This is a genomic window from Candidatus Accumulibacter sp. ACC007, assembly GCF_907163205.1.
Classification (GTDB): Bacteria; Pseudomonadota; Gammaproteobacteria; order Burkholderiales; family Rhodocyclaceae; genus Accumulibacter; species Accumulibacter regalis.
Genome location: NZ_CAJQUD010000007.1, coordinates 68,141 through 93,723, shown reverse-complemented (window position 1 = coordinate 93,723; position 25,583 = coordinate 68,141). Strand labels below are relative to the sequence as shown.

18 protein-coding genes and 1 tRNA gene are annotated in these 25,583 nt (G+C 64.4%); 13 read left to right on the top strand and 6 right to left on the bottom strand.

Features of this window, described 5'->3' with window-relative positions:
* The first annotated feature begins 405 nt into the window (after positions 1 to 405).
* The 4 genes from QZ634_RS16090 to glmS all read left to right on the top strand — a co-directional run bounded on the left by QZ634_RS16090 (position 406) and on the right by glmS (position 9,969).
* Positions 406 to 5,070 (top strand): glutamate synthase-related protein, encoded by a 4,665-nt coding sequence (locus tag QZ634_RS16090; RefSeq protein WP_291990146.1) that lies wholly within the window; start codon positions 406 to 408, stop codon positions 5,068 to 5,070.
* Positions 5,071 to 5,072: 2 nt separating this feature from the next.
* On the top strand, positions 5,073 to 6,515 hold the full coding sequence (locus tag QZ634_RS16085) for a glutamate synthase subunit beta (protein WP_291990108.1): 1,443 nt from the start codon (positions 5,073 to 5,075) through the stop codon (positions 6,513 to 6,515).
* A 258-nt stretch (positions 6,516 to 6,773) separates the two neighbouring features.
* Positions 6,774 to 8,132, top strand: coding sequence for a bifunctional UDP-N-acetylglucosamine diphosphorylase/glucosamine-1-phosphate N-acetyltransferase GlmU (glmU, locus tag QZ634_RS16080; RefSeq protein WP_291990106.1), 1,359 nt, complete (start codon positions 6,774 to 6,776; stop codon positions 8,130 to 8,132).
* Positions 8,133 to 8,139: 7 nt separating this feature from the next.
* Positions 8,140 to 9,969, top strand: a complete 1,830-nt coding sequence (glmS, locus tag QZ634_RS16075; protein ID WP_291990104.1) for a glutamine--fructose-6-phosphate transaminase (isomerizing) — start codon at positions 8,140 to 8,142, stop codon at positions 9,967 to 9,969.
* Positions 9,970 to 10,027: 58 nt separating this feature from the next.
* Here glmS and QZ634_RS16070 read toward each other — a convergent pair whose 3' ends face one another.
* A complete protein-coding gene (locus QZ634_RS16070) occupies positions 10,028 to 12,196 on the bottom strand; it encodes an exonuclease domain-containing protein (RefSeq protein WP_291990102.1) in 2,169 nt (722 codons plus the stop codon).
* 328 nt (positions 12,197 to 12,524) lie between these two features.
* Between QZ634_RS16070 and QZ634_RS16065 the strand changes: the two genes are divergently transcribed.
* Both QZ634_RS16065 and QZ634_RS16060 read left to right on the top strand, forming a co-directional pair.
* The gene (locus tag QZ634_RS16065; RefSeq protein ID WP_291990100.1) at positions 12,525 to 13,385 is read left to right on the top strand and encodes a PEP-CTERM sorting domain-containing protein; all 861 of its coding nucleotides are present in this window, start codon (positions 12,525 to 12,527) and stop codon (positions 13,383 to 13,385) included.
* Between the two features lie 173 nt (positions 13,386 to 13,558).
* Positions 13,559 to 13,634 (top strand) — tRNA-Phe (locus tag QZ634_RS16060).
* A 52-nt stretch (positions 13,635 to 13,686) separates the two neighbouring features.
* Here the strand turns inward: QZ634_RS16060 and QZ634_RS16055 are convergent.
* Complete coding sequence (locus QZ634_RS16055; RefSeq protein ID WP_291990098.1) at positions 13,687 to 15,351, bottom strand: NAD-binding protein; 1,665 nt, start codon at positions 15,349 to 15,351, stop codon at positions 13,687 to 13,689.
* 301 nt (positions 15,352 to 15,652) lie between these two features.
* On the opposite strand from QZ634_RS16055, the gene QZ634_RS16050 reads away from it, so the two are divergent.
* The 5 genes from QZ634_RS16050 (at position 15,653) to QZ634_RS16030 (ending at position 19,183) form a co-directional block, all read left to right on the top strand.
* Positions 15,653 to 15,901, top strand: a complete 249-nt coding sequence (locus QZ634_RS16050; protein ID WP_291990096.1) for a hypothetical protein — start codon at positions 15,653 to 15,655, stop codon at positions 15,899 to 15,901.
* Positions 15,898 to 16,428 (top strand): hypothetical protein, encoded by a 531-nt coding sequence (locus QZ634_RS16045; RefSeq protein ID WP_291990094.1) that lies wholly within the window; start codon positions 15,898 to 15,900, stop codon positions 16,426 to 16,428. The genes QZ634_RS16050 and QZ634_RS16045 overlap by 4 nt, the downstream gene beginning before the upstream one ends.
* Before the next feature lie 16 nt (positions 16,429 to 16,444).
* Positions 16,445 to 18,202 (top strand): DUF389 domain-containing protein, encoded by a 1,758-nt coding sequence (locus QZ634_RS16040; protein WP_291990091.1) that lies wholly within the window; start codon positions 16,445 to 16,447, stop codon positions 18,200 to 18,202.
* A 314-nt stretch (positions 18,203 to 18,516) separates the two neighbouring features.
* Positions 18,517 to 18,837: a c-type cytochrome gene (locus QZ634_RS16035; protein WP_291990090.1), complete on the top strand. Its 321-nt coding sequence runs from the start codon at positions 18,517 to 18,519 to the stop codon at positions 18,835 to 18,837.
* Between the two features lie 10 nt (positions 18,838 to 18,847).
* Positions 18,848 to 19,183 (top strand): cytochrome c, encoded by a 336-nt coding sequence (locus QZ634_RS16030; RefSeq protein ID WP_291990088.1) that lies wholly within the window; start codon positions 18,848 to 18,850, stop codon positions 19,181 to 19,183.
* 30 nt (positions 19,184 to 19,213) lie between these two features.
* Here QZ634_RS16030 and QZ634_RS16025 read toward each other — a convergent pair whose 3' ends face one another.
* Together QZ634_RS16025 and djlA are read right to left on the bottom strand one after the other, a co-directional pair.
* Positions 19,214 to 20,014 (bottom strand): class I SAM-dependent methyltransferase, encoded by an 801-nt coding sequence (locus tag QZ634_RS16025; RefSeq protein WP_291990086.1) that lies wholly within the window; start codon positions 20,012 to 20,014, stop codon positions 19,214 to 19,216.
* A 131-nt stretch (positions 20,015 to 20,145) separates the two neighbouring features.
* On the bottom strand, positions 20,146 to 20,919 hold the full coding sequence (djlA, locus tag QZ634_RS16020) for a co-chaperone DjlA (RefSeq protein ID WP_291990084.1): 774 nt from the start codon (positions 20,917 to 20,919) through the stop codon (positions 20,146 to 20,148).
* 888 nt (positions 20,920 to 21,807) lie between these two features.
* Here djlA and QZ634_RS16015 point away from each other — a divergent pair.
* Complete coding sequence (locus QZ634_RS16015) at positions 21,808 to 22,401, top strand: PEP-CTERM sorting domain-containing protein (RefSeq protein WP_291990082.1); 594 nt, start codon at positions 21,808 to 21,810, stop codon at positions 22,399 to 22,401.
* A 220-nt stretch (positions 22,402 to 22,621) separates the two neighbouring features.
* Positions 22,622 to 23,191: a hypothetical protein gene (locus QZ634_RS16010; protein ID WP_291990080.1), complete on the top strand. Its 570-nt coding sequence runs from the start codon at positions 22,622 to 22,624 to the stop codon at positions 23,189 to 23,191.
* Positions 23,192 to 23,292: 101 nt separating this feature from the next.
* Here the strand turns inward: QZ634_RS16010 and QZ634_RS16005 are convergent, their stop codons facing one another.
* Positions 23,293 to 24,357: a C4-dicarboxylate ABC transporter gene (locus tag QZ634_RS16005; RefSeq protein ID WP_291990078.1), complete on the bottom strand. Its 1,065-nt coding sequence runs from the start codon at positions 24,355 to 24,357 to the stop codon at positions 23,293 to 23,295.
* Positions 24,358 to 24,620: 263 nt separating this feature from the next.
* Entirely contained in the window at positions 24,621 to 25,439 is an 819-nt protein-coding gene (locus QZ634_RS16000) for an alpha/beta hydrolase (RefSeq protein WP_291990076.1), read from the bottom strand.
* Positions 25,440 to 25,583: the final 144 nt, after the last annotated feature.

Below are 25,583 nucleotides of genomic sequence, written 5' to 3'. Positions count from 1 at the left end.
ACGACGAAGCCGGGTAGCCGCGCGCTTGCGCCGCCATGGGTGGCGATGCCGGGTGCCGTCATTGCCTTGGCAGTCGGCAGGCGCACCCAGCAAGCTTTGCGTGGCGATAGGCGGTGGAGGTGGCGTGAAGATTGCTTGCAGAACGATCTGTGGGCGCCGCGGAGCAGCGTTCACAGGCCGGCGGTGGTCGCCAGCGCTGTATTTCGGTGCTCCCGCGGGGCTGCGCCGCACTCCGTTGGTGCGGCGCAGCATGTTGAACGCGGGCAGCATTAGGGGTATAGTCGCGGGTCGCCCGGAGTGGCCTTCTGACCGTCTTCGCGCCCGTTTTTTGTGGGATTGCCGGTGCCACTCGCCCGGGTACATGCAGCTTTGCTTTATGAGGATTCGAGCGTGATCGATTCGACCATACCTGAAAGGCAGGGGCTCTACGACCCCGCCAACGAGCACGACGCCTGTGGCGTCGGTTTTGTAGCGCACATCCGGGGCCAGAAAAGTCACTCGATCATCGAGCAGGGGTTGTTGATCCTGGACAACCTGGATCACCGTGGCGCAGTGGGTGCCGATCCCCTGATGGGCGACGGCGCCGGGATCCTGATTCAGCTTCCTGACACGCTCTTTCGCGAGGAAATGGCCCACAAAGGCGTGCGCCTGCCGCCCGCGGGTGATTATGGCGTCGGCATGGTCTTTCTGCCAAAAGAGTCGGCGTCCCGCCTTGCCTGTCAGGAAGAAATCGAGCGCGCGGTACGCACCGAGGGTCAGGTCGTCCTCGGATGGCGCGACGTGCCGGTGGATCACGATCTGCCGATGTCACCCGTGGTCCGGGCCCGCGAACCGGTGATTCGCCAGATCTTCATCGGCCGTGGTCCGGACATCATGGTCACCGACGCGCTCGAGCGCAAGCTCTATGCCATTCGCCGCAGTGCCGCCAACGCCATCCTGGCGCTCGGCTTGAAGCACAGCAAGGAGTTCTACCAGCCGTCGATGTCGGCGCGGACCATTGTCTATAAAGGCCTGCTGCTGGCGACGCAGGTTGGCGAGTACTACACCGACCTCCAGGATCCGCGCTGCGTTTCGGCGTTGGCCCTGGTTCACCAGCGTTTCTCGACCAATACCTTCCCGACCTGGCAGCTTGCCCACCCCTACCGCATGATCGCGCACAACGGCGAGATCAACACGGTGCGCGGCAACTACAACTGGATGCGCGCGCGCGAGAAGGGCACCTCGTCGCCGATGCTGGGTGCCGATCTGGAAAAGATCTGGCCGCTGATCTACCCCGGGCAGTCCGATTCCGCAGCCTTCGACAATTCGCTCGAGCTGCTGGTCATGGGCGGCTATTCGCTGGCGCACGCGATGATGATGATGATTCCCGAAGCATGGGAGTCGCACACCCTGATGGATCCCAAGCGCAGCGCTTTCTACAAATACCACGCGGCGATGATCGAGCCCTGGGATGGTCCGGCGGCGGTGGCCTTCACCGACGGCCGCCAGATCGGCGCGACGCTCGACCGCAACGGCCTGCGTCCGGCGCGTTACCTGGTGACCGACGACGATCTGGTGGTCATGGCCTCCGAAGCCGGTGTCCTGCCGATCCCCGAAGAGCGGATCGTCAAGAAATGGCGCCTGCAGCCGGGCAAGATGTTCCTCATCGATCTCGATCAGGGGCGCATCATCGAGGATCGCGAGCTGAAGGACACGCTGTCGCACCTCAAGCCCTACGAGGACTGGCTCAGCCGCATCAACATCAAGCTCGACGATCTGCCCGCGCCGACCACGGGGCCGGCACGCACCTACTCGGCGACGCTGCTCGACCGCCAGCAGGCTTTCGGTTACAGCCAGGAAGACGTAAAGTTCATCCTTGAGCCGATGGCCAACTCCGGCGAGGAGGCCACCGGGTCGATGGGCAATGACTCGCCGCTGGCCGTCCTCTCGAACCGCAGCAAGCCGTTGTTCAACTACTTCCGGCAGCTCTTCGCGCAGGTCACCAATCCGCCGATCGACCCGATCCGCGAACAGCTGGTGATGTCGCTGGTCTCGTTCATCGGCCCCAAGCCGAACCTGCTCGGAATCAACGAAATCAACCCGCCGTACCGCCTGGAAGTCGCTCAGCCGGTTCTCGACTTCGACAACATGGCCAAGTTGCGCCGCATTGCCGCGTACACCGGCAACAAGTTCCACTCTGCCGAACTCGATATCTGCTATCCGCTGGCCTGGGGCAATGAAGGCGTCGAAGCGCGGCTCGCCTCGCTGTGCCACGAAGCCGAGGATCACGTCCATCGCGGCTCGAGCATCCTGATCGTCTCGGACCGCAAATTCGACGCCGAACACGTCGCCATCCCGGCCTTGCTGGCCACCTCGGCGGTGCATCAGCATCTGGTCACCAAGGGTCTGCGCACGCGCGTCGGGCTGGTCGTCGAAACCGGCGCCGCGCGGGAGACGCACCACTTTGCGGTGCTCGCCGGTTACGGTGCCGAAGCGGTGCACCCCTACCTGGCGCTGGAAACGCTGCAGCACCTGGTCGGCGGCGACGTCGAGAAGGGCGACAAGGCGATCAAGCATTTCATCAAGGGGGTCGGCAAGGGCCTCCTGAAGGTGATGTCCAAGATGGGCATTTCGACCTACATGTCCTACACCGGAGCGCAGATCTTCGAAGTCGTCGGCCTGCAGAAGGCGCTCGTCGACAAGTATTTCACCGGCACCTCGACGCAGGTCGAGGGAATCGGCGTCTTCGAGGTCATGGAAGAAGCCATCTGCCTGCACCGCCAGGCTTTTGGCGACGACGCGGTACTGGCGACGATGCTCGACGCGGGTGGCGAATACGCCTATCGCGTGCGCGGCGAAGAACACATGTGGACGCCCGATGTGATCGCCAAGCTGCAGCACGCGACGCGTACCGGCAAGACCGAGACCTACAAGGAGTACGCGGCTCTGATCAACGACCAGACGCAGCGACACATGACCTTGCGTGGCCTCTTCGAGATCAAGGCGGCAGGACCTGCCATCGCGCTCGACGAGGTCGAGCCGGCGAAAGAGATCGTCAAGCGTTTCGCCACCGGCGCCATGTCGCTGGGGTCGATCTCGACCGAGGCGCACAGCACCCTGTCGATTGCCATGAACCGTCTCGGCGGCAAGTCGAACACCGGCGAAGGTGGTGAGGACCCGGCACGTTTCAAGGTCCTCAGCGGTGGCGAGACCCTGGCCGGTGTCATCGGCGCGTCGCGCGTCGAGCGCGATTACGTGCTGCAACCCGGCGACAGCCTGCGCTCGGCGATCAAGCAGGTCGCCTCCGGGCGTTTCGGCGTCACCGCCGAATACCTGGTCAACGCCGACCAGATCCAGATCAAGATGGCGCAGGGTGCCAAGCCCGGTGAAGGCGGTCAGTTGCCCGGCCACAAGGTCTCCGAATACATCGGTTTCCTGCGCCACTCGGTGCCCGGCGTCGGCCTGATTTCGCCACCACCGCACCACGACATCTATTCGATCGAAGACCTGGCGCAACTGATCCACGACCTCAAGAACACCAACCCGAAGGCCTCGGTGAGCGTCAAGCTGGTCTCCGAAGTCGGTGTCGGTACCGTTGCCGCCGGGGTCACCAAGGCCAAGGCCGATCACCTGGTGATCGCCGGCCACGATGGCGGCACCGGTGCCAGCCCGCAGTCGTCGATCAAGCACGCCGGCTCGCCGTGGGAACTCGGTCTCGCCGAGACGCAGCAGACACTGGTTCTCAACCGCCTGCGTGGCCGCGTTCGCGTCCAGGTCGATGGGCAGATGAAAACCGGCCGCGACGTGCTCATCGGCGCGTTGCTCGGCGCCGACGAATTCGGTTTCGCCACCGCGCCGCTGGTCGTCGAAGGCTGCATCATGATGCGCAAGTGCCACCTCAATACCTGCCCGGTGGGCGTGGCCACGCAGGATCCCTTGCTGCGCCGCAAGTTCTCGGGCCAGCCCGAGCACGTCGTGAACTACTTCTTCTTTGTCGCCGAGGAACTGCGCGAGCTGATGGCGCAGATCGGCGTGCGCACGGTCAACGAACTGATCGGCCGCTGTGACCTGCTCGATATGCACAAGGGGATCACCCACTGGAAAGCCAGGGGACTCGACTACAGTCGCATCTTCACCCGCCCGGCGGCAGCGAGCGAGACGCCCGTTTTCCACCAGCAGGAACAGGATCACGGTCTTGCCAGGGCGCTCGACAACGAGCTCATCGCGCTTGCTCGACCGGCTCTCGAACGCGGTGAAAAAGTGGTCATCGAGCTGCCGGTGCGCAACATCAACCGCACCGTCGGGGCCATGCTCTCCGGCCGCCTGGCCGAGCGCTATGGTCACGCCGGCTTGCCGGACGGAACCATCGACATTCGTCTTACGGGTACCGCCGGACAGAGCTTTGGCGCCTTCCTGGCGCGCGGCGTGACGCTCGACCTGGTTGGCGAAGGGAACGACTACGTGGGCAAGGGTCTTTCCGGTGGGCGGATCATCGTTCGTCCGAATGCCGGTTTCCGCGGCGAAGCGCTGCACAACATCATCGTCGGCAACACCGTTCTCTACGGGGCAACCGAAGGCGAAGCATTTTTTGCCGGCGTCGCCGGCGAGCGCTTCGCCGTCCGCAATTCGGGTGCGACGACCGTCGTCGAGGGCGTTGGCGATCATGGCTGCGAGTACATGACGGGTGGAACGGTCGTCGTGCTCGGGATCACCGGGCGCAACTTTGCCGCCGGGATGTCCGGTGGAGTGGCCTACGTCTTCGACGAGGACGGCAGCTTCGAGTCGCGCTGCAACATGGCGCAGGTATCGCTCGAACCGGTCGAGGAGGAGTTCGCTGCCCGTCAGGGCAGCGACGCCGGTGACGAACTCGAAGGCCACGGCAAGGTCGACGTGCGTCACCTCGGCGTTGCCGACGAAGTCCTGCTCAAGGGCCTGATCGAGAAGCATCATCGCTGCACGGGCAGCCTGCAGGCGCGGCGACTGCTCGACAATTGGGCAAAGTATCGCGCCAGCTTCGTCAAGATCATGCCGCACGAGTATCGCCGGGCACTCACCGAGATGGCGGCGCAAAAGCAACTGGAGGCAGCATAAGCATGGGTAAGCCGACTGGATTCATCGAGTATCAGCGTCTGGCGGAAGTCAGTGAGCCCGCCCAATCGCGTCTCAAGCATTACCGCGAGTTCATCGTCACTCTCGACGATGAACAGGCCAGCCAGCAGGGCGCGCGCTGCATGGACTGCGGCATTCCATTCTGCAATACCGGCTGCCCGGTCAACAACATCATTCCCGACTGGAACGACCTGGTGTACCGCGGGCACTGGGAACAGGCGCTGGCCGTCCTGCACTCGACCAACAACTTCCCCGATTTTACCGGCCGCATCTGTCCGGCACCGTGTGAAGCCGCGTGCACCCTGAACATCAATACCGACCCCGTGGGCATCAAGTCCATCGAGCATGCGATCGTCGACAAAGGCTGGGAAAAAGGCTGGATTCTGCCGCAGCCGCCAAAGGTGAAAACCGGCAAGACCGTCGCCGTCGTCGGCTCCGGTCCGGCCGGACTGGCGGCCGCGCAGCAGTTGGCGCGGGTTGGTCACAGCGTCGTCGTTTTCGAGAAAAGCGACCGCCTCGGCGGCCTGTTGCGCTACGGCATTCCCGACTTCAAGATGGAGAAGGTGCATATCGACCGGCGCATCGCGCAGATGGAGGCCGAAGGCGTCGAGTTTCGCGTGAACCACGAGATCGGCGGCAGTGGGCCCGAGGCGATTCCGGCTGAACGCCTGCTGGCCGAGTTCGACGCGCTGATTCTTGCCGGTGGCGCCGAGTCGCCGCGCGACCTGGCCGTGCCGGGCCGCGATCTGGATGGCGTGCACTTCGCCATGGACTTCCTGCCACAACAGAACAAGGTCAACGCCGGCGATCAGGTTCCGGAGCAGATCAAGGCCACCGGCAAGCACGTGGTGGTGATCGGCGGTGGCGATACCGGTTCCGACTGCGTCGGTACCAGTAACCGGCACGGAGCCTTGTCGGTGACCCAGTTCGAATTGATGCCGCAGCCGCCGGAGAGCGAGAACAAGAGTCTGACCTGGCCGTACTGGCCGTTGAAGCTGCGCACTTCGTCTTCGCATGAAGAGGGCTGCGCGCGCGACTTTGCCGTTTCCACCAAGGAATTCATCGGTGAAAACGGCAAGGTAAAGGCTTTGAAGATGGTCCGCGTCGATTGGCAGAATGGGCGCATGAACGAGGTTCCGGATAGCGAGGTGGAGATCCCTGCTGATCTGGTGTTGCTGGCCATGGGTTTCGTTTCACCCATCAAGAATGGCTTGCTCGAACAGCTGGCGCTGGAACTCGACGCCCGCGGCAACGTCAAGGCGACCACCGATGGCAGTGGCTGCTATGCCAGCAGCGTCGCCAAGGTCTTCGCCGCCGGCGACATGCGGCGTGGCCAGTCGCTGGTCGTCTGGGCGATCCGCGAAGGCCGCCAGTGCGCTCGCGAAGTCGATACTTTCCTGATGGGCCGTTCCGATCTGCCCCGCTGAGCGTCCGGCAGCGGCGCCGCCGTCCGTGTTCTGCTATGGCGACGAGACGCCGGGCAGCGCCGCAAACTCCGCGCTGTGACTTAGTGCCGGGTCGCGCTTGCCCGCTGCTGCAACAATACGGCTTGTGGCAGGGGTATTTCGGAATCGACCTGGCGCGGGCGCTTGGCGCCCGCCGCCGAGCGCCGGATGCCCGCCACTGAAGGCTGCGGGAGCGCGACAATACCGCACCGTCCAACTGGCTGTTAGGGGTCTTCGCCAATGAATATCGTCATTCTCGCTGCCGGCCAAGGCAAGCGCATGCATTCGAACCTGCCCAAGGTTCTTCATCCGGTGGCCGGCAAGGCCCTCGTCGCGCACGTCATCGATGCCGCCCGCAGCCTCGTTCCACAGACCATCTGCCTGGTCTACGGCCACGGTGGTGACGCCGTACGCACGAGTGTCGATGCGCCCGACCTGCACTGGGTCGTGCAGGAACCGCAGCTGGGTACCGGCCACGCGGTCATGCAGGCCGTCCCGCAACTCAGCGCTGCCGAAACGACGCTCGTGCTCTACGGTGACGTGCCGCTGATTCAGGCCGAAACGCTCAGGAAACTGGTGCACGCCGCGCGCGGCGCACTGGCCATTCTCACCGTCGAACTGGCCGACCCCACCGGCTACGGGCGTATCGTGCACAACGCCGCCGGCGAGGTGGTACGCATCGTCGAGCAGAAGGACGCCACCGCCGAGGAGCGCAGCATCCGCGAAGTCAACACCGGCATCATTGCCTTGCCCACCGCGCGCCTGGCCGAATGGCTCGGTCGTCTGTCGAACGACAACGCGCAGCAGGAGTACTACCTGACCGACATCGTCGGCATGGCGGTCGCCGACGGCGTGCCGATCCGGACCACTCAGCCGCAAGGCGAGTGGGAGGTGCTCGGCGTCAACAGCAAGGTGCAACTGGCCGAACTCGAACGCGTCGCGCAGCGGCAGACCGCCGAGCGCCTGATGGAGCAGGGCGTGCGGCTGGCCGACCCGGCACGCATCGACGTGCGTGGCGAGCTGCTCTGCGGGCGCGACGTCTTCATCGACGTGAACTGCGTTTTCGAGGGTCGCGTCGTTCTCGAGGAAGCGGTCGACATCGGCCCTTGCTGCGTCCTCAAGAACGCCAGCATCGGCGCCGGCTCGCGCCTCGCCGCTTTCAGCCACATCGAGGACGCTATCGTCGGACCCGACGGCGTTATCGGGCCTTTCGCACGCCTGCGCCCGGGGACCGAGCTGGGTGCCGGCGTGCACGTCGGCAACTTCGTCGAACTCAAGAACACCAAGGTAGCCGCACAATCCAAGGCCAATCATCTGGCCTACGTCGGCGACGCGATCATCGGCAGTCGGGTAAATATCGGCGCCGGAACGATCACCTGCAACTACGACGGCGCCAACAAGTTCAAGACGATCATCGAGGACGACGCCTTCATCGGTTCCGACACCCAGCTGGTGGCCCCGGTGACCGTCGGTCGCGGGGCAACGCTGGGCGCCGGGACGACGCTGACCAAGGACGCACCGCCGGACACGCTGACCATCTCGCGTGCCAGGCAGGTTTCGATTAGCGGCTGGAAACGGCCACAAAAAGTGAAGAAGTGAGCCGATCATGTGTGGCATCGTTGCCGCGGTCGCCGACCGCAACATCATCCCCGTCCTCCTCGAAGGTTTGCGCAAGCTCGAATACCGTGGCTACGATTCGGCCGGGCTGGCGCTGATCAACGCCAGCGGCCTGCAACGCCTGCGCTCCGTTGGCCGGGTTGCCGAACTCACCGCGCAGGCCGACAGCTCGCAGGTTTCCGGCCACATCGGCATCGCCCACACGCGCTGGGCGACGCACGGCGTCCCCAGCGAGCGCAATGCCCATCCGCACATCTCCGCAGGGCTGGCCGTCGTGCACAACGGCATCATCGAGAATCACGAAGCGCTGCGCGCGCGCCTCAAGGCCGCCGGCTACGAGTTCACCTCCGATACCGACACCGAGGTGGTCGCCCATCTCATCGCTGACGAGCTGAAGACGACCCCCGATTTCCTCGCCGCCGTGTGCAAGGCCATCAAGCAGCTGCACGGCGCCTACGCCATTGCCGTGCTGCGCGAGGCCGATCCCGGCCGCGTCGTCGTTGCCCGTGAAGGATCGCCGCTGCTCCTCGGCCTGACCGACGACGGCTGTTACGCCGCCTCGGATGCCTCGGCGCTATTGCAGGTCACGCGGCGCATGGTCTACCTCGAAAACGGCGATTGCGCCGAACTGACGCGCGACAGCTACCGCATCACGCGCATCGACGGCACGCCGGTCGAACGCGCCGAGAGCGAGTCGCACCTCTCCGCCGACGCCGTCGAACTCGGCCACTACCGGCATTACATGCAGAAGGAGATCTTCGAGCAACCGGTAGCTCTGGCCAATACGCTCGAAATGCTCGGTACCGCGCACAGCATCCAGCCCGGCCTGTTCGGCGCAGCCAGCGAGGAGATCCTCAAGGATGTCCGGCAGGTGCTGATCATCGCCTGCGGAACCAGCTACCACGCGGGCCTGGTCGCCCGCTACTGGCTGGAATCGATCGCCGGCATCCCGTGTTCGGTCGAAGTCGCCAGCGAGTACCGCTACCGCGACTCGGTGCCCGATCCGGCGACGCTGCTGGTGACCATTTCGCAATCCGGCGAGACCGCCGATACCCTGGCCGCCCTGCAGCACGCCAAGACGCTCGGCATGCTGCGTACGCTGTGCATCTGCAACGTTCCCGAGTCTTCGCTGGTGCGCGAGAACAGCCTGCGTTTCATCACCCGCGCCGGTCCGGAAATCGGCGTCGCGTCGACCAAGGCGTTCACCACCCAGCTCGCCGCGCTCTACCTGCTCACCCTGGTGCTTGCCAAGCTGCGCGGTCGGCTCGACGAGCAGGCCGAGGTCGCCGAACTGAACGCCTTGCGGCACCTGCCGATCGCGGTGACCAAGATCCTCGAAATCGAGCCCGAGATTCGCGAGTGGTCAGAGCAATTCTCGATGAAACAGCACGCCCTGTTCCTCGGTCGTGGTCGTCACTACCCCATCGCCATGGAAGGCGCGCTGAAGCTCAAGGAGATCTCGTATATCCACGCCGAGGCCTACCCGGCCGGCGAACTCAAGCACGGCCCGCTGGCGCTGGTCGACCGCGACATGCCGGTGATCGCCGTCGCTCCCAACGACGCACTGATCGAGAAACTGAAGTCGAACCTTCAGGAAGTGCGCGCCCGTGGCGGCGAACTCTACGTCTTTGCCGACGCCGACAGCGAGATGCAGGAGTCGGACGGCATCCACGTCCTGCACCTGCCCGAGCACTACGGCGCCCTGTCCGCCTTGCTGCACGTCGTGCCGCTGCAGCTGCTCGCCTATCACGTCGCGCTGGTCCGCGGCACCGACGTCGACAAGCCGCGCAATCTGGCCAAGTCGGTGACCGTCGAGTAGGCGCCGGTAGGGCGCGCGCCGAGGGGCACTGAACGGCCGGTTTCCCGGCAACCCGCGTTCAGTACTTGACGCGCGCGAAGTAGGTCTTCTGGGACGCCTCCAGCGCCTGGCGCAGGGTGATGATGCCCATCTGTTCGAGCAGCGGCAGCATCTTCAGGAAGACCTCGCTGGTGGCGATGGCGTCGCCGAGCGCGTTGTGCCGGCCTTCGATGCTGATCCCCAGGCGCTCGGCGATCTTTTCCAGTTGGTGCGAGTCCTGGTTGGCGTGCAGGACTGCCGAGAGGAGCAGCGTGTCGAGGACGGGCTGGCTGAAAACCACAGCGGTGCTCTCCTCCTTGAGTTGCAGGAAGCGCATGTCGAAGGCGGCGTTGTGCGCGACGAGAACGGTGTCGCTGCAGAAATCGTGGAAGGCCGGCAGCACCGCGTCGATGGTCGGCTGGCCGCGAACCATGTCGTCGGTGATGCCGTGGATGCGGGTTCCTTCGGGGCGCAGCAGGCGCTCCGGGTCGACCAGTTCGTTGAAGTTTTCCTGGCGCAGCATGCGGCCATTGACGATGCGCACCGCACCGATCTGGATGATCTCGTCGCCGGCCGCCGGTTCGAGGCCGGTGGTCTCGGTATCGAAGACGGTGTAGCTGAGGTCGGCCAGCGGTCGGTCGAGGTCGATGCTCTGGTCGCGGAAATCGAAGAGGTCGAAATCGTAGTACTCGGGGCGCACCTGGCGATCGTCGATGCTCTCCGTTGCCGCCAGCGTTTCGGGGATCGCCACCGGCAGGACCAGCCGGAAGAAGGCGCAGTGCGCGGCTTTGTCGCGCTGGTACCATACTTCGCCACCGTGCCGGTCGATGACATCGCGCAGCGACAGCGGCGAGTTCTGCGTGCCGACCTGCATGGGTTCCGTTTCCCAGGTGTAGAAAGTTTCCGACGACATCGTGCGTCCACTCCAGATGACGTCGAGGTAGGCCAGCTTGCCGAAAGGCTGCAGCCGGAAGCGCAGCTCCTTGATCTGATAATGCTCGAGCAGGCGGGAGGCCAGGCAACAGATCGAAAAGACCAGCGAGAAGCTCTCGGCGCGTAGCCACAGCGTCTCGTCGACCTCCTCGGTCTTGCTCGGCAGCCCGAGTTGTTCCTCGATGCGGCGCTGGGCGGCGGCGATGATGTCGATCCCCAGCACGTCTTCCAGCGGCCAGCGCGTTTTCAATGAATCGGCGAATTCGTTCATCGTCTGGTCGAGGCGCTGGCTCATGCGCAGCACCTCGTCGCTGACGATGCCGACGAAGCGCTCGCGTACCGCCGCTTCCATGTCCGGGTAGTCCATCAGGTTACCGACCGCAACGCGGATGTTGGCCAGGCTGCCGCGGCTGCCGTCGGTGAGCGATTGCAGGACCTGATCGCGGCGCGACTCCTGCTCCAGGCTGCGGGTGATGTTGTCGACGGTGAGCACGTAGCCGCTGATCGCGTCGCTCGGCGAGTCGTCGGCAATCGCCAGCACCGGGACCAGCTGCACGCGCAGCAGCTGGCCTCCGCAGGCGGTGGTGATGAAGTTGGCGATCGATGTGCCGGCACCTTTTTGCAGGCGCTGGTGCACCACTTCGAGTGCGTGATCGATCTGGTTGCGTTCGAGGATCGAGAAGATCGAACGCCCGAGGCCGATCAGCGCGCCCCCTCCGGCAAGCGCCGTGCTGCCTTGCGCCAGCGCCCTGAACTGCAGCCGGGCGCGGCTGTTGTAGAGCAGGATACGGCCGTCCAGATTGCACACCACGACCGCCTGCGCCAGCTCCGACATCAGCGCTGCGAGGCGATTCTTCTCTTCCTCAACCGACGCCTTGGCGGCAGCGATCTGGGTTTCGACGTCGTCGAGCAGACCGTCGCGCTGTTGCGCCAGATCGTTGGTTGCTGCGGCGAGCTGGCGGACTTCCGGCGGGCCTTCGCTAACGACGCGGAAGTTGCGGTTGGCGGTGAGCATCAGGCGCAGGCTCTCGGCCATCTTGAGCAGGCCCTGCACATACTGGCGGAAGAGGTAGCGGATCACCAGCAGGCCGAGGACGAAGCCGAAAGTGGTCATCATCGCGCCCAGCGACAGGTGCGGAACGATCAGCTGGACGAGCATCGCGCGCTCCGGCGCTTTCGCTCCCGCCCAGATCAGCAGCGCCGTGATGACGAAGGGGCCGGTCATCAGCAGACCGAGGATGACCACCGAGATGGCGAAGCGGATACGTGCATTCATTCACTGGACCTGTTCAACGATTGCGGGTGCTCTGGTTCCCATCACCCCCCTCCCATAGTGGCGTGCATCGGCCCAGAAAAGTCGCCGGAAAGGCGACGAGCCATCACTTTAGCCGACTGGCAGCGGAAATGAGCAGGTGAGAGCGGGTCCTTGCCACCGCGCTCACTAGCTCGCCGGTCGGGGGCGGCGAGTTCGTGCCGCGATGCGGCAGAATGCCCCGCGCTGTGCACTAGTTCATAACCGACGATTGCCTGCTCGGGGGACACTGCCACTCGACGTGGTGCAACGGCGCCAGCGTTTCGAAAACCCTCTGGAGCACAGGCAAACCATGAAGCGAATCCTCTCGCGCACTATCGCCCTTCTTGGCCTCCTCGGCAGCGTGTCGGCCGCGGCGATTACCATTGACGGCGATCTTTCCGACTGGGGGATCAATCGTTGGACCTGGGAGCCGACGCCCGGGATCGGTATCCAGGCGAAGATCGAAGATCAGACCGGCAGTGGCAACTTTCGCCTGGGTCCCGGCTGGGGCGGGCAGGCCTACGACGCCGAGGCGCTCTACGCACAGAAGGAAGGCGACACCCTGTTCATCGCCCTGGTCACTGGCCACAATCCGCGCACCCTGGACCAACCCGGCCGCAACAGCTACGGCGCCGGTGACTTCGCCATCGATTTCGGACGCGACGGCAGCTTTGAGCTGGGCATCAACATCAAGCATGCCACCAGCGTCAGCGCCGGTGGGGTCTACAGTTTCGAGTCCTTCGGTGTCGAAGGCGGCGTTTACATGAATCCCACCTGGGCCTACGGCCTCTGGGACAGCGCCGGCAATTACACCGATCCGGGCAGCGGCGCAGCCTACACCCCCGATCGGAGGCATCCGACGCATCTGACCGGCGGCACCCTGATCGGCATGGTGAGCGCGCTTTCCTACACCCTGGCTCCGGTGACCGGCTACGGCAGCAATCAGGGCGACGCGCACTACATCTACGAGATGAGTATCCCTCTGGAGCTGCTGCGGGATGCCCGCTGGAACGGCGAGCCATTCGACATTCACTGGACGCAGAACTGTGCCAACGACAGCATTGTCGTTGATCCTCCGGGCAGCGTCCCTGAACCGGGGACCCTGGCGCTGTTCGCTCTCGCCGCAGCGGGATTGCTCGTCGGGTGCAGGAAGAAGAAAGCAGCGAGTTGATGCGCTGCGCGTAGCCGCAGTTTTCGGGGGCAGCCGCCCCCGTTTTTGGTCAACCGATCGCCGCGCCCGGCGCTGGCCGCCGCGCCTGCCGTGTCCGTCGGGCGTGATATTCACGCGATTGCCCTGTTCGCTTTGACGACAGAGAATCGATTCGATATACTGCCGCACTCGTTGGCCAAGTAGCTCAGTTGGTAGAGCAGCGGACTGAAAATCCGCGTGTCCGTGGTTCGATTCCGCGCTTGGCCACCAGAAAAAAATTCAGCCCGGCCATTGGTCGGGCTGAATGCGTTTGGGCGGCCCGCTATGTCGTCGGCGCCACGGGTCGCTCGGCCGGCGTGGCGCCGAACTCGCGCATGTATTTCTCGAGGCTGGCGGTCGTCCCACAGACGAAGAGGACGTCGTCCGCGCGCACCTTGAACGCCTGGTCGAACTCCACCAGCACCTCGGTGCCACGTTCCACCGCCACCACCGCCGTCGCCGTCTTCTCGCGGATACCCACCTGCCAGGGGTGTCCCCCGACCAAGGCACCCGGCCCCACACGGGCCAGCTTGAGCCGCTGTTCGACGCTGACGGCGTCCTCGCCGAGCAGGTGGTGGGCGAGAATCTGGCCGGCGACCTGGCCCACCGAGAGCGCGAAATCGGCGCCCGCCTGGTAGAGGCGGGCGACGTTCGGTGCCAGGTTCACGCGCGCGATCAGGCGCACGTCCGGGGCATAATCGCGCACCACCGCGGTGGCAAAAACCCCGGCGCTGTCGTTGCTCAGGGCGAGGACGACCGCACGCGCCTTGCGTACCTCGGCGCGTTCCAGGGTGGCGTGTTCGAGGACATTGCCAACCACGTCGACGGCCGGGTCGGCGACCTCGTCGATGACGATGATTGTTTCGCCCGCGTCGCGCAGCATCTCGACCACCTTGCGGCCGACTGCGCCGTAGCCGGCGACGACGATCGGGCCGTAACGGCGCAGGGGCGTGGCCATACGTTCGACCCTGGCCAGGTTGGCGTGCGCCCCGGCGGCAACCAGGATCGCGCCAGCTGCAATACGGGTGTCCGGGCCTTCGGCGGGGGCGAAACGGCCGCCGTTCCATTGTCCGATCACCGTTACCCCGTAGCGCGCGCGCATGCGCAGGGTGCCGAGCCGCTGCCCGGCCAGCGGGCTGCCAGCCTGCACGCGGAAGTCGGCGATGCCTATCCTTTCGCCGAGCAGTTGCAGTCCTTCCACCTTCGGGCTGATGCGCGAGCTGGCGCGGGCCGCCAGGGCCGCACCCAGCACGTGCGATGGTGTGAACACCGCGGTGGCGCCGATCTTTTCCATCGCCGGACGGTGCAGGGGCTCTTCGGCGAGCGCCAGAATCGTTCCGGAAAAGCCGCGTTCGCGGGCCATCATGATGAACGTTGCGTCGGCGTGGTCGTCGGCGTTGGTGATCAGCGCCTGCGCCGTTTCCACGCCGGCCAGCATCCCGGGTTGTTCGTCGAGGGAGCCGAACACCACGTCGTAGCCACGATCGCGAAGGCGGCGGGCCTGGCGTTCATCCTGCTCCAGGATGACGAAGGCCGTGCCCACGCGGCGCAACTCCTCGACCAGCGAATCCACCGCCGGGCCATAGCGGTGGATGAGCACGCGCCCGCTCATCTCGGGCAGATTTCCCGGCAGGCGCTGCTCGAAGCGTTCCTCGAAGTAGGGCAGAAAGAAGACCGGGAAAATCAGCACGTAGAAAGACATGCCGACCAGTTCAAAAAAAATCACGAACAGGATCATCGCCGGATGGGTCCAGTGCGAGTCGTGTCCGTAGCCGGTGGTGGTCAGCGTTTCGGAAGCCCATTCCAGGCTGCTCCAGAAGTCGCGCGGAGAATTCTCCAGATGGGTCATCAGGAACATGTAAAGCAGCGCCCCGGCCAGGATCACCAGAGGAATGCTGAGCAGCAGGGCGAACAGGCGTCGCGTCGAACGCTTGAAATGACCAATCACGGGGCATCTCCGGTAATCGTGAAGGGGCGGGAGGACAAGCCCGGGCCGAGCGCGCAGAGGGTGCACGCGCTGGGGTGGGACGGGTCCCGTCGTCCTGCTGCGCTGGCGAATACAGCCGAGCCACCGCAGGGCCGAAAGTATCGGTGGCGCGATAGAGGCCGTCAATGGACAATTTTGCCTACGACGCCAGGGCCCAATGTCGTCTTCTGCGCGCCGACCGGCGGGCAGGCGTCGAAGCGGACCGGGCGTGCCGATCGGCCAGCGAAATGGATGGCCGGGATTGCCTCCGCCGGCTGTAAGAATGCCTGCCCGCAGTGGCCTTTCCTGGCGCGAAGAAGGGGCAGTTCTTTCGCTGCCGTGGGTCGATATTTGCCGTCGCCGCCGCCTTTGCCGCGTGGCCCTTCGACAAGAAGAATGCCATTTGTGTTGCCCTGGCCACTTGCGGCTTGCCCTGATCGGCGGCATCATTCGCGGCGCGCAACGCTTCCGCTATCCGTTGCCACTCGCGAACATCCCCGATAGCGTGGTTTCCGGAGATCTGCAGGGATGATCGACACTTCAAGACAGCTCACTTCCCTACTGTGCTCGGCCGCCCTTGTCGCCATCCTGGGGGGCTGTTCGACGCTGGAGAACACCGTCGCGGGCAAGAGTGCTGCGGGCGGCGCCGGGCAAACGACAGGCGTTTACTACGCCGGATCGGCCGATCTACCGCTCTACCGCACACTTGGCGGTGCGCTCATCAGCCGTCTGCCCCAGTACGCGAAGCTGGTTCGGAGCGATTTGCAGCGCGGCTACGCTCACGTCCGCGTCGAAGCGACGGGCGAAGCAGGCTGGGTGGAGAACGCGAAGCTGATCTGGCGCCTGCCAGCGCACGAGTCTTCGGAACAGGTCCGCGAACCCCTGCGCGAGGCCGAGGCGGTGCCGGCGGCGGCGCCAGTCGTCGAGCCGCCTGAGCCGGGACCGGAGCGGGCGGCGCAAGCCGTCGAGCCGCAGCAGTCGCCGTCGCCAGCGGCCGCATCGTCGTCGAGCGCGCCTTCGAAATCCACGCTCGCGCCGTCGATTTTCAACCCCTACTGATCCGGCGCCGTTGGCCATGAACAGCACGAGTACGGCGGCGGACCCGGTTCGTCCCGACCCGCAAGCGGTGGCCCACAATCTCGATCAGCCGCTGGCGATGCTGCTGTCCGTGTCCCCGTTGCGCAAGGCACAGGTGATCGACGACATCGTCCACGGCTCGATACCGCGTCCGCTGTACTACGTGTTGCTGCTTGCCTCGGCGGGAATCGCCGCCTTCGGTCTGCTGGCCAACAGCGCTGCCGTGGTCATCGGCGCCATGCTCGTCTCGCCGCTGATGGCGCCCATTTTCGGCATTGCACTAGCGCTGTCCCGCGGCGACCTGCGCCTGTTGCGCCACGCCGTGGTCTCCGAGTTTGGTGGCGTGTTGCTGATCATCGGCTTTGCCGTGATCCTGGGCCTCTTGCCGTTTGCCCTCGAGGTGACGCCCGAGATGCTGGCGCGCACCAAACCGTCGCTGCTCGATCTCTTCGTGGCCACCCTGGCGGGCCTGGCCGGCGGCCTGGCGCTGGTCGATGAACGAACCAGTCCCGCGCTGCCGGGCGTGGCGATCGCCACTTCGCTGACCCCACCGCTCGCCACCTGCGGCCTGTCGCTGGCGTTCGGGGCTTTCGATGGCGCCTGGGGTGCCTTCCTGCTCTTCTTTGCCAACTTCCTCGCCATCCTCGCCGTTTCCGCGACGATCTTCATCGTCGCCGGCTTCGTCACCCGCGCCGAGCTGGGCACGCGAACGGATTTCCTGAAGCGTTTCTCCGCGGCCGGCATCGGGCTGCTCGCCGTTGCCGCCATCCTCACCCATCAACTGGTCGTGGTCATTGACGACTGGCGGCTCAACCAGGCGATTGTCCATACCATCGAGACCGCCCTGGCCGATGATCCCGGCGCCCGGCTTGCGCGCGTGGTCTACGACCAGGACGGCAGCGGCGCGGTCAATGTCCTGGCCACGGTCAATACGCCGCGCTCCTTCTCGCCGCAGGCGGTCAAGATCATGCAGCAGGCCATCGCCGACGAGGTCCAGCGCGACATCAACCTCTTCGTCAGGTGCGCGATCACGCATGACGTGGCGGCGGCGGGGTCGGCGAACCTGCTGCCGACGGTCGATCTCAATGGCCATTTCATTGCCGCCAAGGTGACCGCCAACGTGCGCATGACCGAAGCCGCCGAGCAGACTCTCCGGGAACTGGTGAGCCACGGCCAAACCTTCGAATTAGGTGACGTGCAACTCGTTCACCTGCCGGCGGGCGCGGTGATCGTGGCGACCGTTTCAGGCGCCCGCCCGCCGGTTCCCGCGCAGGTCAGGCTGGCCGAAGAAACGATCCGCGCGCGAATCGGTGACCCGACGGCCACCCTGCTGGTGCGCGCCACGACGACCAGCGACATCACGGCGAAGGGCCGCGTGCTGCTTGGTGAAGCGCAGTTCGCGCCGATGACGGAAGCCGAGCGTGCCGTTCAACGCGAGGTGGAAGCGCGCGGCAAAACCGATCTGGAACGTCTTGCCGACACCTTCGTCGATAGCATCGACGCCGCGAAGGGTGAGCACGGCTGGGAAGTGCGGGCGGAAGTGGTCAGTGCCCGGCCCCTGCAGCCGGCCGTCGTCGGCCGGGTGGAAAAGGAGCTTGCCGCCGTCGCGGGGACTCCTGTCACGCTCTCGGTACTGGCACCGACCGGCCTGATCGTCACGCGGGCCGGCTTCACCACCGTGCAACGCTCGATCGAGGACGCGTTTACCCGCAGGCTTGCCGCACAGGCGAACGAAGCCGTCGAGCAGAAGAGGTAGCGCCAACACGAATCCCTGCGCCCATCCCGGCGCCGCATCCAGCGTCGGGATACGCCGCGCCGAAGCCGCGCCCGACGTGCCCGAAAACGGCCAGCGACCCCGGGCGGCCGCCTCCCTCCCCGATGTCCGCCCGGTTGCGTGCCCTGCCGGGCACGCTCAAGCTTGTCCCCGGTTGGAGAAAACCTTGCCAATGGCGAGGACAAATCCACGATTGACGCCGCTCGATGGAGACTCATATACTGCCGGGCTGAATTTTCCATCCTTGAATGGCTCGTGGGCCTGGTTTTCAAACCGCCTTTTTGAGAGAGATAACGATGAAAACAATTCTCGGTTTGATCGCGTTTGCGCTGGCCGGCGCAGCGCTCGCGCAGCCGCCGGCGGGCAACGCCGAGGCGGCGAAGGCCAAGACTTCGATGTGCGAAGGCTGCCACGCCGTCCCCGGTTACCGGACGGCTTATCCGCACGTCTATCAGGTGCCGAAGCTCGGGGGGCAGCAGGCGGTGTACCTCGCCAATGCCTTGCAGGCGTACAAGACGGGGGCGCGCAGCCATCCGACGATGCGCGCCATCGCCGCGAGCCTGTCCGAGCAGGACATGGCGGACCTCGCGGCCTACTATTCCAGCGTGCAGAACTAAAGGATCGACCATGAAAGCGAGCTTGCTTATCGCCCTGTTGGCCTTCGTCGCTTCGTCGGCCCACGCCGGCGCTGGCGCAGCGGCGCAAAAGGCCGAGGTTTGTGCGGCCTGCCACGGCGCCGACTTCAATACCCCGGTTTCGGAAGACATCCCGCGTCTTGCCGGCCAGTATCCGGACTACCTGGCGCGCGCAATGACCGATTACAAGTCCGGTGCGCGCAAGAACGCGCTGATGAACGGCCAGGCAGAAGGCCTCTCGGCGCAGGACATCGACGAGCTTGCCGCCTACATCAGCCGTTTTCCGGGCAGCCTGAAGGTCCTCCCGCTGCACCGCTTCATTCGCTAACGACCTCGGCGGCAGCTTCCCGGGCAGATCTCAGGCGCGAGCAAGCAGGCAGCGGAAGCTGGCGCCGATCGTGTAGCTTCCATTCGCTTGTCGAAAGGGCTGGAGCGCGCGGGAGTGAGCGGCATCGACGACGCCCTCGCCGTGGGTTTCGATGGCTCGCGCCGCAACGCCCGAAGAGCGCAGTCCTCTGAGCGCAATAGCGAGATCGGGATACTGCCAGGGTGAGTCAACGTCGAACACCTCGGCCGTGTCGAGGCCCGCGGCGGTGGCGAAGGCACGCAGTGCGTTTTCGTCCGACAGGGCAAACGGACCCGGCGCCCCGGGCGGCGGCGGGGGCAGCAGCGGCCTGAGCGCCGCCAGCAGCGAAGCCGCTTCCATGCCCTCGGGCCTTCCCCAGGTCACGATCACGACATAAGCGCCGGGCTTGGCCACGCGCCGCGCTTCGGCGAGCGCCACGCCGGGGTTTCCGGCGAACTGAAACGAATTGAATCCGGTGACCAGGTCGAAGCTGTGGTCGGCGAAGGGCAGGCTTTCCAGCTCGCCGACGTGAAGTTCGCCGTCCGGTACCCGCTCCCTGGCGATGGCCAGCAGATTGTCGGCAGCGTCCAGCCCCGAAACCCGAGCGCCGCGTTCGGCGGCGATCTGCGAGGCCATCCCGGCCCCGCATCCCACGTCGAGATACGCCGCGCCGGAGCGCAGCCCGACGCGCTCGAAAACCGCCAGGTACACCGGGCGGCACCCTCCTTCCTGAATGTCCGCCCAGTCGCGCGCCCGCGCGCCCCATGGACGGGCATTGATTCCGGCGGTCCGCGGCCTTGTCTCGCTGTTCATTGCGTTCTCCTTGTCGAGCAGCATGCCCTTCACGAATCGAGCCAGCACTGCCTGGCCCCGGCCCCGGCCAAGTCCAGCCTGCCTGCCGCCGTCATTGCGAGGTGGCGCAGCCGACGTGGCGATCCCCTGCCTCAGATCTTCCGGTGCCGCTCGATCAGGTCGTGCGCCAGCTGGATCTCCTTGGCCTTTTCGCTCGCCAGCGCGATCATGTCCTCCGGCAGGCCTTGTCCGATCAGCTTGTCCGGATGGTACTGGCTGATCAGCTTGCGATAGGCGCGCTTGATTTCCTGGTCGGTATTGTCTTTGCTCACCCCCAGCGCCCGGTAGGCGTCATCGAGTGCCGCTTCGGTGCTCGGCTGCCCGGCGGCGAAATGGGCTTGGTTCAGCACCATGTCGATCAATTGCCTGAACGCGGTCTGATCGAAGCCGAGGCGGTTGGCGATGTCGGCAAGCACCCCTTCCTCCGCCGGATTGATAGGGCCGTCAGCCGTCGCCATGGCGATCAGGTAAACCAGCAACACCTGCTTCAGATGCCGGGTGTGGCCGCAGACCGACATGAACCTGGCGTAGGTCGCCTCGAGGGTGAAACCCGGGTCGGCGCCGCGTTTGAACAGGGCAATCGCCTGCACGCGGTGTTCCGCGGTCAGGCCCAGTTTCTGCATCAACAGCTCGGCATGCTCGATCTCTGCCTGCGAGACCTGACCATCGGCCTTCGCCAGCTTGCCCATCGAGATGAACATCGTCTCGAGGAAAACGCCTTGCCGAAGCGCATTCTGCAGCGGGTTGATACCGCCCGCACCGTACGCGCGCGCGCGATCGATGATCGACCCCAGGAGCAGACCGAGCAGCGCTCCGAAGAACCCGAAAAAGTAGAACCCCGCAATGACGCCAATTAGCTTAAACAAAGCGACTCCAGATAATATTCAAGTCTTCCATCGCCCGGTAAATCGGGCCCCTGCCGGGTGCCTCGCGCGAGTGTAGTGTGGCTTTCTTGACGCGACCTTAAAAACTCGCGCAGGCAACGGGTAATCCGGCGCCCTCCCGCTCCCACCGTCATTGCGAGGAGGCGCAGCCGACGTGGGAATCCCGTGCGCCTCCTCGCAATGACGCGTCGGCTGATGTCGCGCTGCGGCATCTCTGACGAGGCTTGCAGCAGAGCAGACCTGCAAACGGCGCACGATCGTCGACTTGGCTGGAATTCATAAGGTCGACACTGCGTGCAACACCCCCCGAGCCGATGTAGGAGCCCGATTTATCGGGCGATATGAGCGCAGATTTCCCAGCGGGCAGCCTTCGCTTGCGGCGTGCAGCGAGCTCAGGATTGATCGCCAGGGTGGCCGATCGCGGCATAGCTCCATGTGATGATCGGCGGAGTCTAACGCGGCCGGTTGCGGGCAGCAACCGCCAAGTTCGGCCGACGAGAAGCGGGGTCTTGAATCCAGCCCACGGCCAGGCCGCGATGGCAAGAGAAGAGACTGAACCGGCCAGCGTGATCCTTTACGGCCTGGATGAAGGGAAGTGGCGTCAATCCGACTTCCGCGCTAACCGCGATGGCCTGCGCCCCTGCTGCCCACGCACGGCAGCCATGGCGGCCGACCTCGGAAGCAGCGCCGTCGAGCTCGCCAGCCCAATCCGGCAAGACGTGCGATATCGCACGCAAGCGCAGCGGCGCCCCTGTTCTAATGAACCCTGTCTTCCAGGCGCCGGCAAACAATCATTACGACGCTTGCAGGGAGCCAAAAAAGTGGTGCGTTCGCAGCGCGCCAGAGCCCTATTTCCTGAAGGAGTTGGCGATGAACAACAAGATGGTCCGCGTGGCGATCGCCGCGCTTGCTCTCGGCGGTGCAGCCACTGCCAACGCCGCCCTTTTCGATGTCGCAGCGTTGGCGAATAGTTCGTCCGGAGGCGTCGGACTGAACACGGGCATCGTCCTGAGCGCCAATCAGCAATTTTCAGTGACAGCAGCCACTGGCGACCTCTGGAACGCCGGTGCCTTGCCGCGCTGGTCCAATGCCGACGGGCTGGTCGCCGATCTGTTTGCCACGGGTTCGGACGACTCGGGGGAGGCTGTAGGGACGCAGATTGGTCAAAGCTTCGTGCAATGGGCTCAGCACGGGCTCAGCGCGCCCTTTGGCGCCCTGGTCGGCGAGCTGGCCGGAACGTATTTTCTTCTTGGCACCCACTTCTCCGGCCCCGCACCCGTTGCCGGGACCCTGAGCCTCTACTACTGGGACAGCAACAACTCGGACAACTCTGGCAGCGTTCGTGCCGAAGTTCTCGTTGGCCAGGCGGTTCCAGAACCGATCGCACTGAGCCTGGTCAGCATCGGTCTGCTCGGAATAGGTTTTACCCGCCGTAAGCGGGCCCTGGCAGCTCAATCGTCTTAGTGGTCACGGCTCCGCGAGGGGTCGTTTCCCTGCTCTTGCCCTCTTCGTGCCGCCCGGTTTTATGCGGTAGGCAAGGAGAAAGCCCCCGGGCTTACTTAAACGTCTCGGTTTCGAGTTCCATTCTGACGAACGGGGTTTCGTTTCGCTCAAGTCGGGAACGCACGCTTGCAGGCACCGCCCGAATGCAGGCACCCGCCTTCCAGAACACTCCGGAGTCAATATGAAAAGAAGGACGAACTACTACAAGGATCTCGCGGCCGATTATTCAAGACCGGGTCTGGTCGCGGAGTCGCTGCAAAGCGAGCTTATCGCGCTTTCCCTGAAGATCAACGGGATGCAGGAAAAGTCGCCACCCGTGATTGGTGACGACTACACGATGTCCCAGGTCGAGCGGGAAAACAAGCAGTGGTGGCCGACGCATTGCGAGGCATTGCGGCAGGGCCGCGGTGACATCCTGATCGGTGAATACCGGCAAGACCTGGTTTACTTCTGCCAGGATGGCGCCTACTACGGCATTGAAGAGCAAAAGGTCAGGGAGCAGCATTGGTGGGCATTGATCGCCCAGCCGGGCGTCACCATGACCTGGCCGATTGTCATGTTCCATGGAGAGTTCGTATGGTTCGAATGGAGCTGCATCGATGACGATACCAACGAAACCCTTGCCAAAGGAAGCTGCGTCTGGGTCAGGCGCGGTCATCGAGGCGGTTGCCACTTCAAAGGCGAGCAATTGACCTTCTACAGGGATGTTTTTTCATCCCCGGAACTGCTGGAGTTGATTACCAAGAGTTGAAAGCAGAAGTTGCAAGTATGTCAGGGCTTTACTCTTGTCCTGTACGTGCCGTCGGGTTTTATCAGGAAGGCAAGAGGAAAGACCTGACCTCAGGGCCTCGCTCAGGGCTGCGGGCGAAGCAAGGCGCCACTGGCGACCCCTCTCGCCGTGCGCAGCAACGTCAGCAGCCAGATCGCCAGGAGCAGGCCCCAGCAGCCGATTCCAAACAGTTCGACTCCCCCCAGGCTGGCGTCATGGGCGAGCCGGAAGCTGGCCGAGACAAAGGCTCCGAGCGGAAACGTGAAGCCCCACCAGGAAAGCGCGAAAGGCAGCATCCCTCGCCGCCATGCCGCGGCGGTGAGCATTGCGGCCATCACTACCCACCAGGCGCCGAAGCCCCACAGGAGCAGGCTGGCGAAGAGCAGCGTGCCTTCTGGCACCGCCACCGGCATTTGCGCGGCAAGGTTCAGCAGGCTCAGCGGGACGGCGCCGATCGGCCCGAGATGCGTCCACACCGTCGGCGCCAGGGGGCCGAAGGCCGGCTTGGCCAGATAGTTGCGCTGCAGCGTCAGGGCCAGCAGACCCAGGTACATCAGCGAACCGGCCCCGAGCCCGACGACATTGGCCAGCAGCGCCAGTTCTCGCGCGCTCCCCTGCAGGTGGCCAAGCAGCGGCGCACCGGCAATCGGGATCACCACCAGGCCGACCGCCGGGATGAAGTTGGCTGGCGTCACGTGCTCCAGTCCGACGTGCTCACCGCTGAAGATCGCGTAGAGCACGGCAAAGCTGAAGACGAAGGTGAGGACCATCGCCGGCCACCAGAAGAGCAGCGCCAGCTCGACCTGGCCGCCAAAGGCGAGAAACTGCGCCGCGATGACCAGCATGGCAATCGAAAAAGTGGGATAGAAGTTCACCTGCACCGGATGCTTCAAGGTCGCCAGCGCCAGTTCGCGGTGCGCCAGCCAGCGGCCCAGCCAAGGCACAGCCAGCACGCAGAACAGCAGCAGGTTGAAGTAGTGAATGCTCCATGCGAGTGGCGCGAGCAGCGGCCAACGTGCAGAAAGCGTCAAGGTAGTGATGGCCAGCACGCCGCTGCCCATGACTGCAGCGAACCAGCCGGGAGCGAAGTGACGGACGATCTCGGAGAACCTTGGGTAGCTGGGCTGTGCGGGCATGGCGGCGGACATCGGAAGTCACCCTCGTGCATAAGCGAACGCTAATTATCGCTCAAGAGGGCGTTGTCGTGCACAGGTGGGGTCAGGCCTCGACGCTTGCAGCGCACGTGGTTTCGATCGCGAAGGCAAAAGGAAAGACCTGACTCTGGGGTTCGGCGCAAAGAGTTCGTTTGTTCAAGTTCCCCGAGGGGGGTCACCTGCTCTCCATCACGCTGCGTGACCAGAAAACCGCCAAACACCATCACGGACAGTGACCGTACTCAGTTCGTTAGCCCTTACCGCACATCTGCAACAGCGCTCGCCCAATCGATGATTTCCTTGACTGAAGCGGACGGGGCGTTCAAATGGCTCGATTCGGGTTCATACAGCTTGCTGCGTGGATTCTTCGGCAGCGCATCAAACATCTGCTGTTTTATTTTGCGCAGGCCAGGATAGTCGTTCGTCGGGACGATAAACAACACGGGAGTGGTTGGGCCCATGCTTTGCAGTGCCTTCAACTGGTTCATGGCGCCGTCCGGATCGAACCAGCTCAAGTAGGCCTCCGGGGTGGTGATGACCGGGTAGGCACCCTTGCCACCCTCGAAATCCAGAAAACTCGTCTTCTCGGTGCCTTTGCTTTCGGCGACGAGTTTGCGCGCTAACTCGACGGATTTTCCCAGCTTCTCCCGGAATATCGTACCGCCCACGTTGCCGCCGGGCGCGATGGCGATCACGCCGTCGATTGCATGACGGCTGCCGAAATAGAGGGCGAACAGCCCACCTAGGCTGTGTCCTGCGACGAAAACCTTCTGGGCCCCTTTGCTCCGCAGCCCATCCAGTGCGGCCTCGACTTCCGATTCCGCCGCTTGCACCGTGACATCGTAGTCACGTCGTCCGGACCATGGCATCTCAAGATTCGCGACCAGGAAACCCTGCTGTTCCAGCGGACCGGCCAGGTCGGAGATGTAGTTCAGCGGGGTACCGCCTTTGCCATGCATAAGCACGAAGCCAATCTTGCTGTTGTTGGTTTCAGCGATCGCGTTCAGTGGCACCAATGCGCTGAAGATTGGAAAGATCAGGGCGATCAAAAGACGGTAAAAATTAGTAGCCATCATTTCCTCCTTAAAAGAGCCAACGCCGTGCCAAAAAGAAAAAGGGGTCACCCATCAGCCGGCCAATCCTCGCAACTTAGCATAATTGCATAGATTGAACAGGCGCTTGAGCGCCGCCAATTTCTCTTGCATAATATCGCTGCGAGG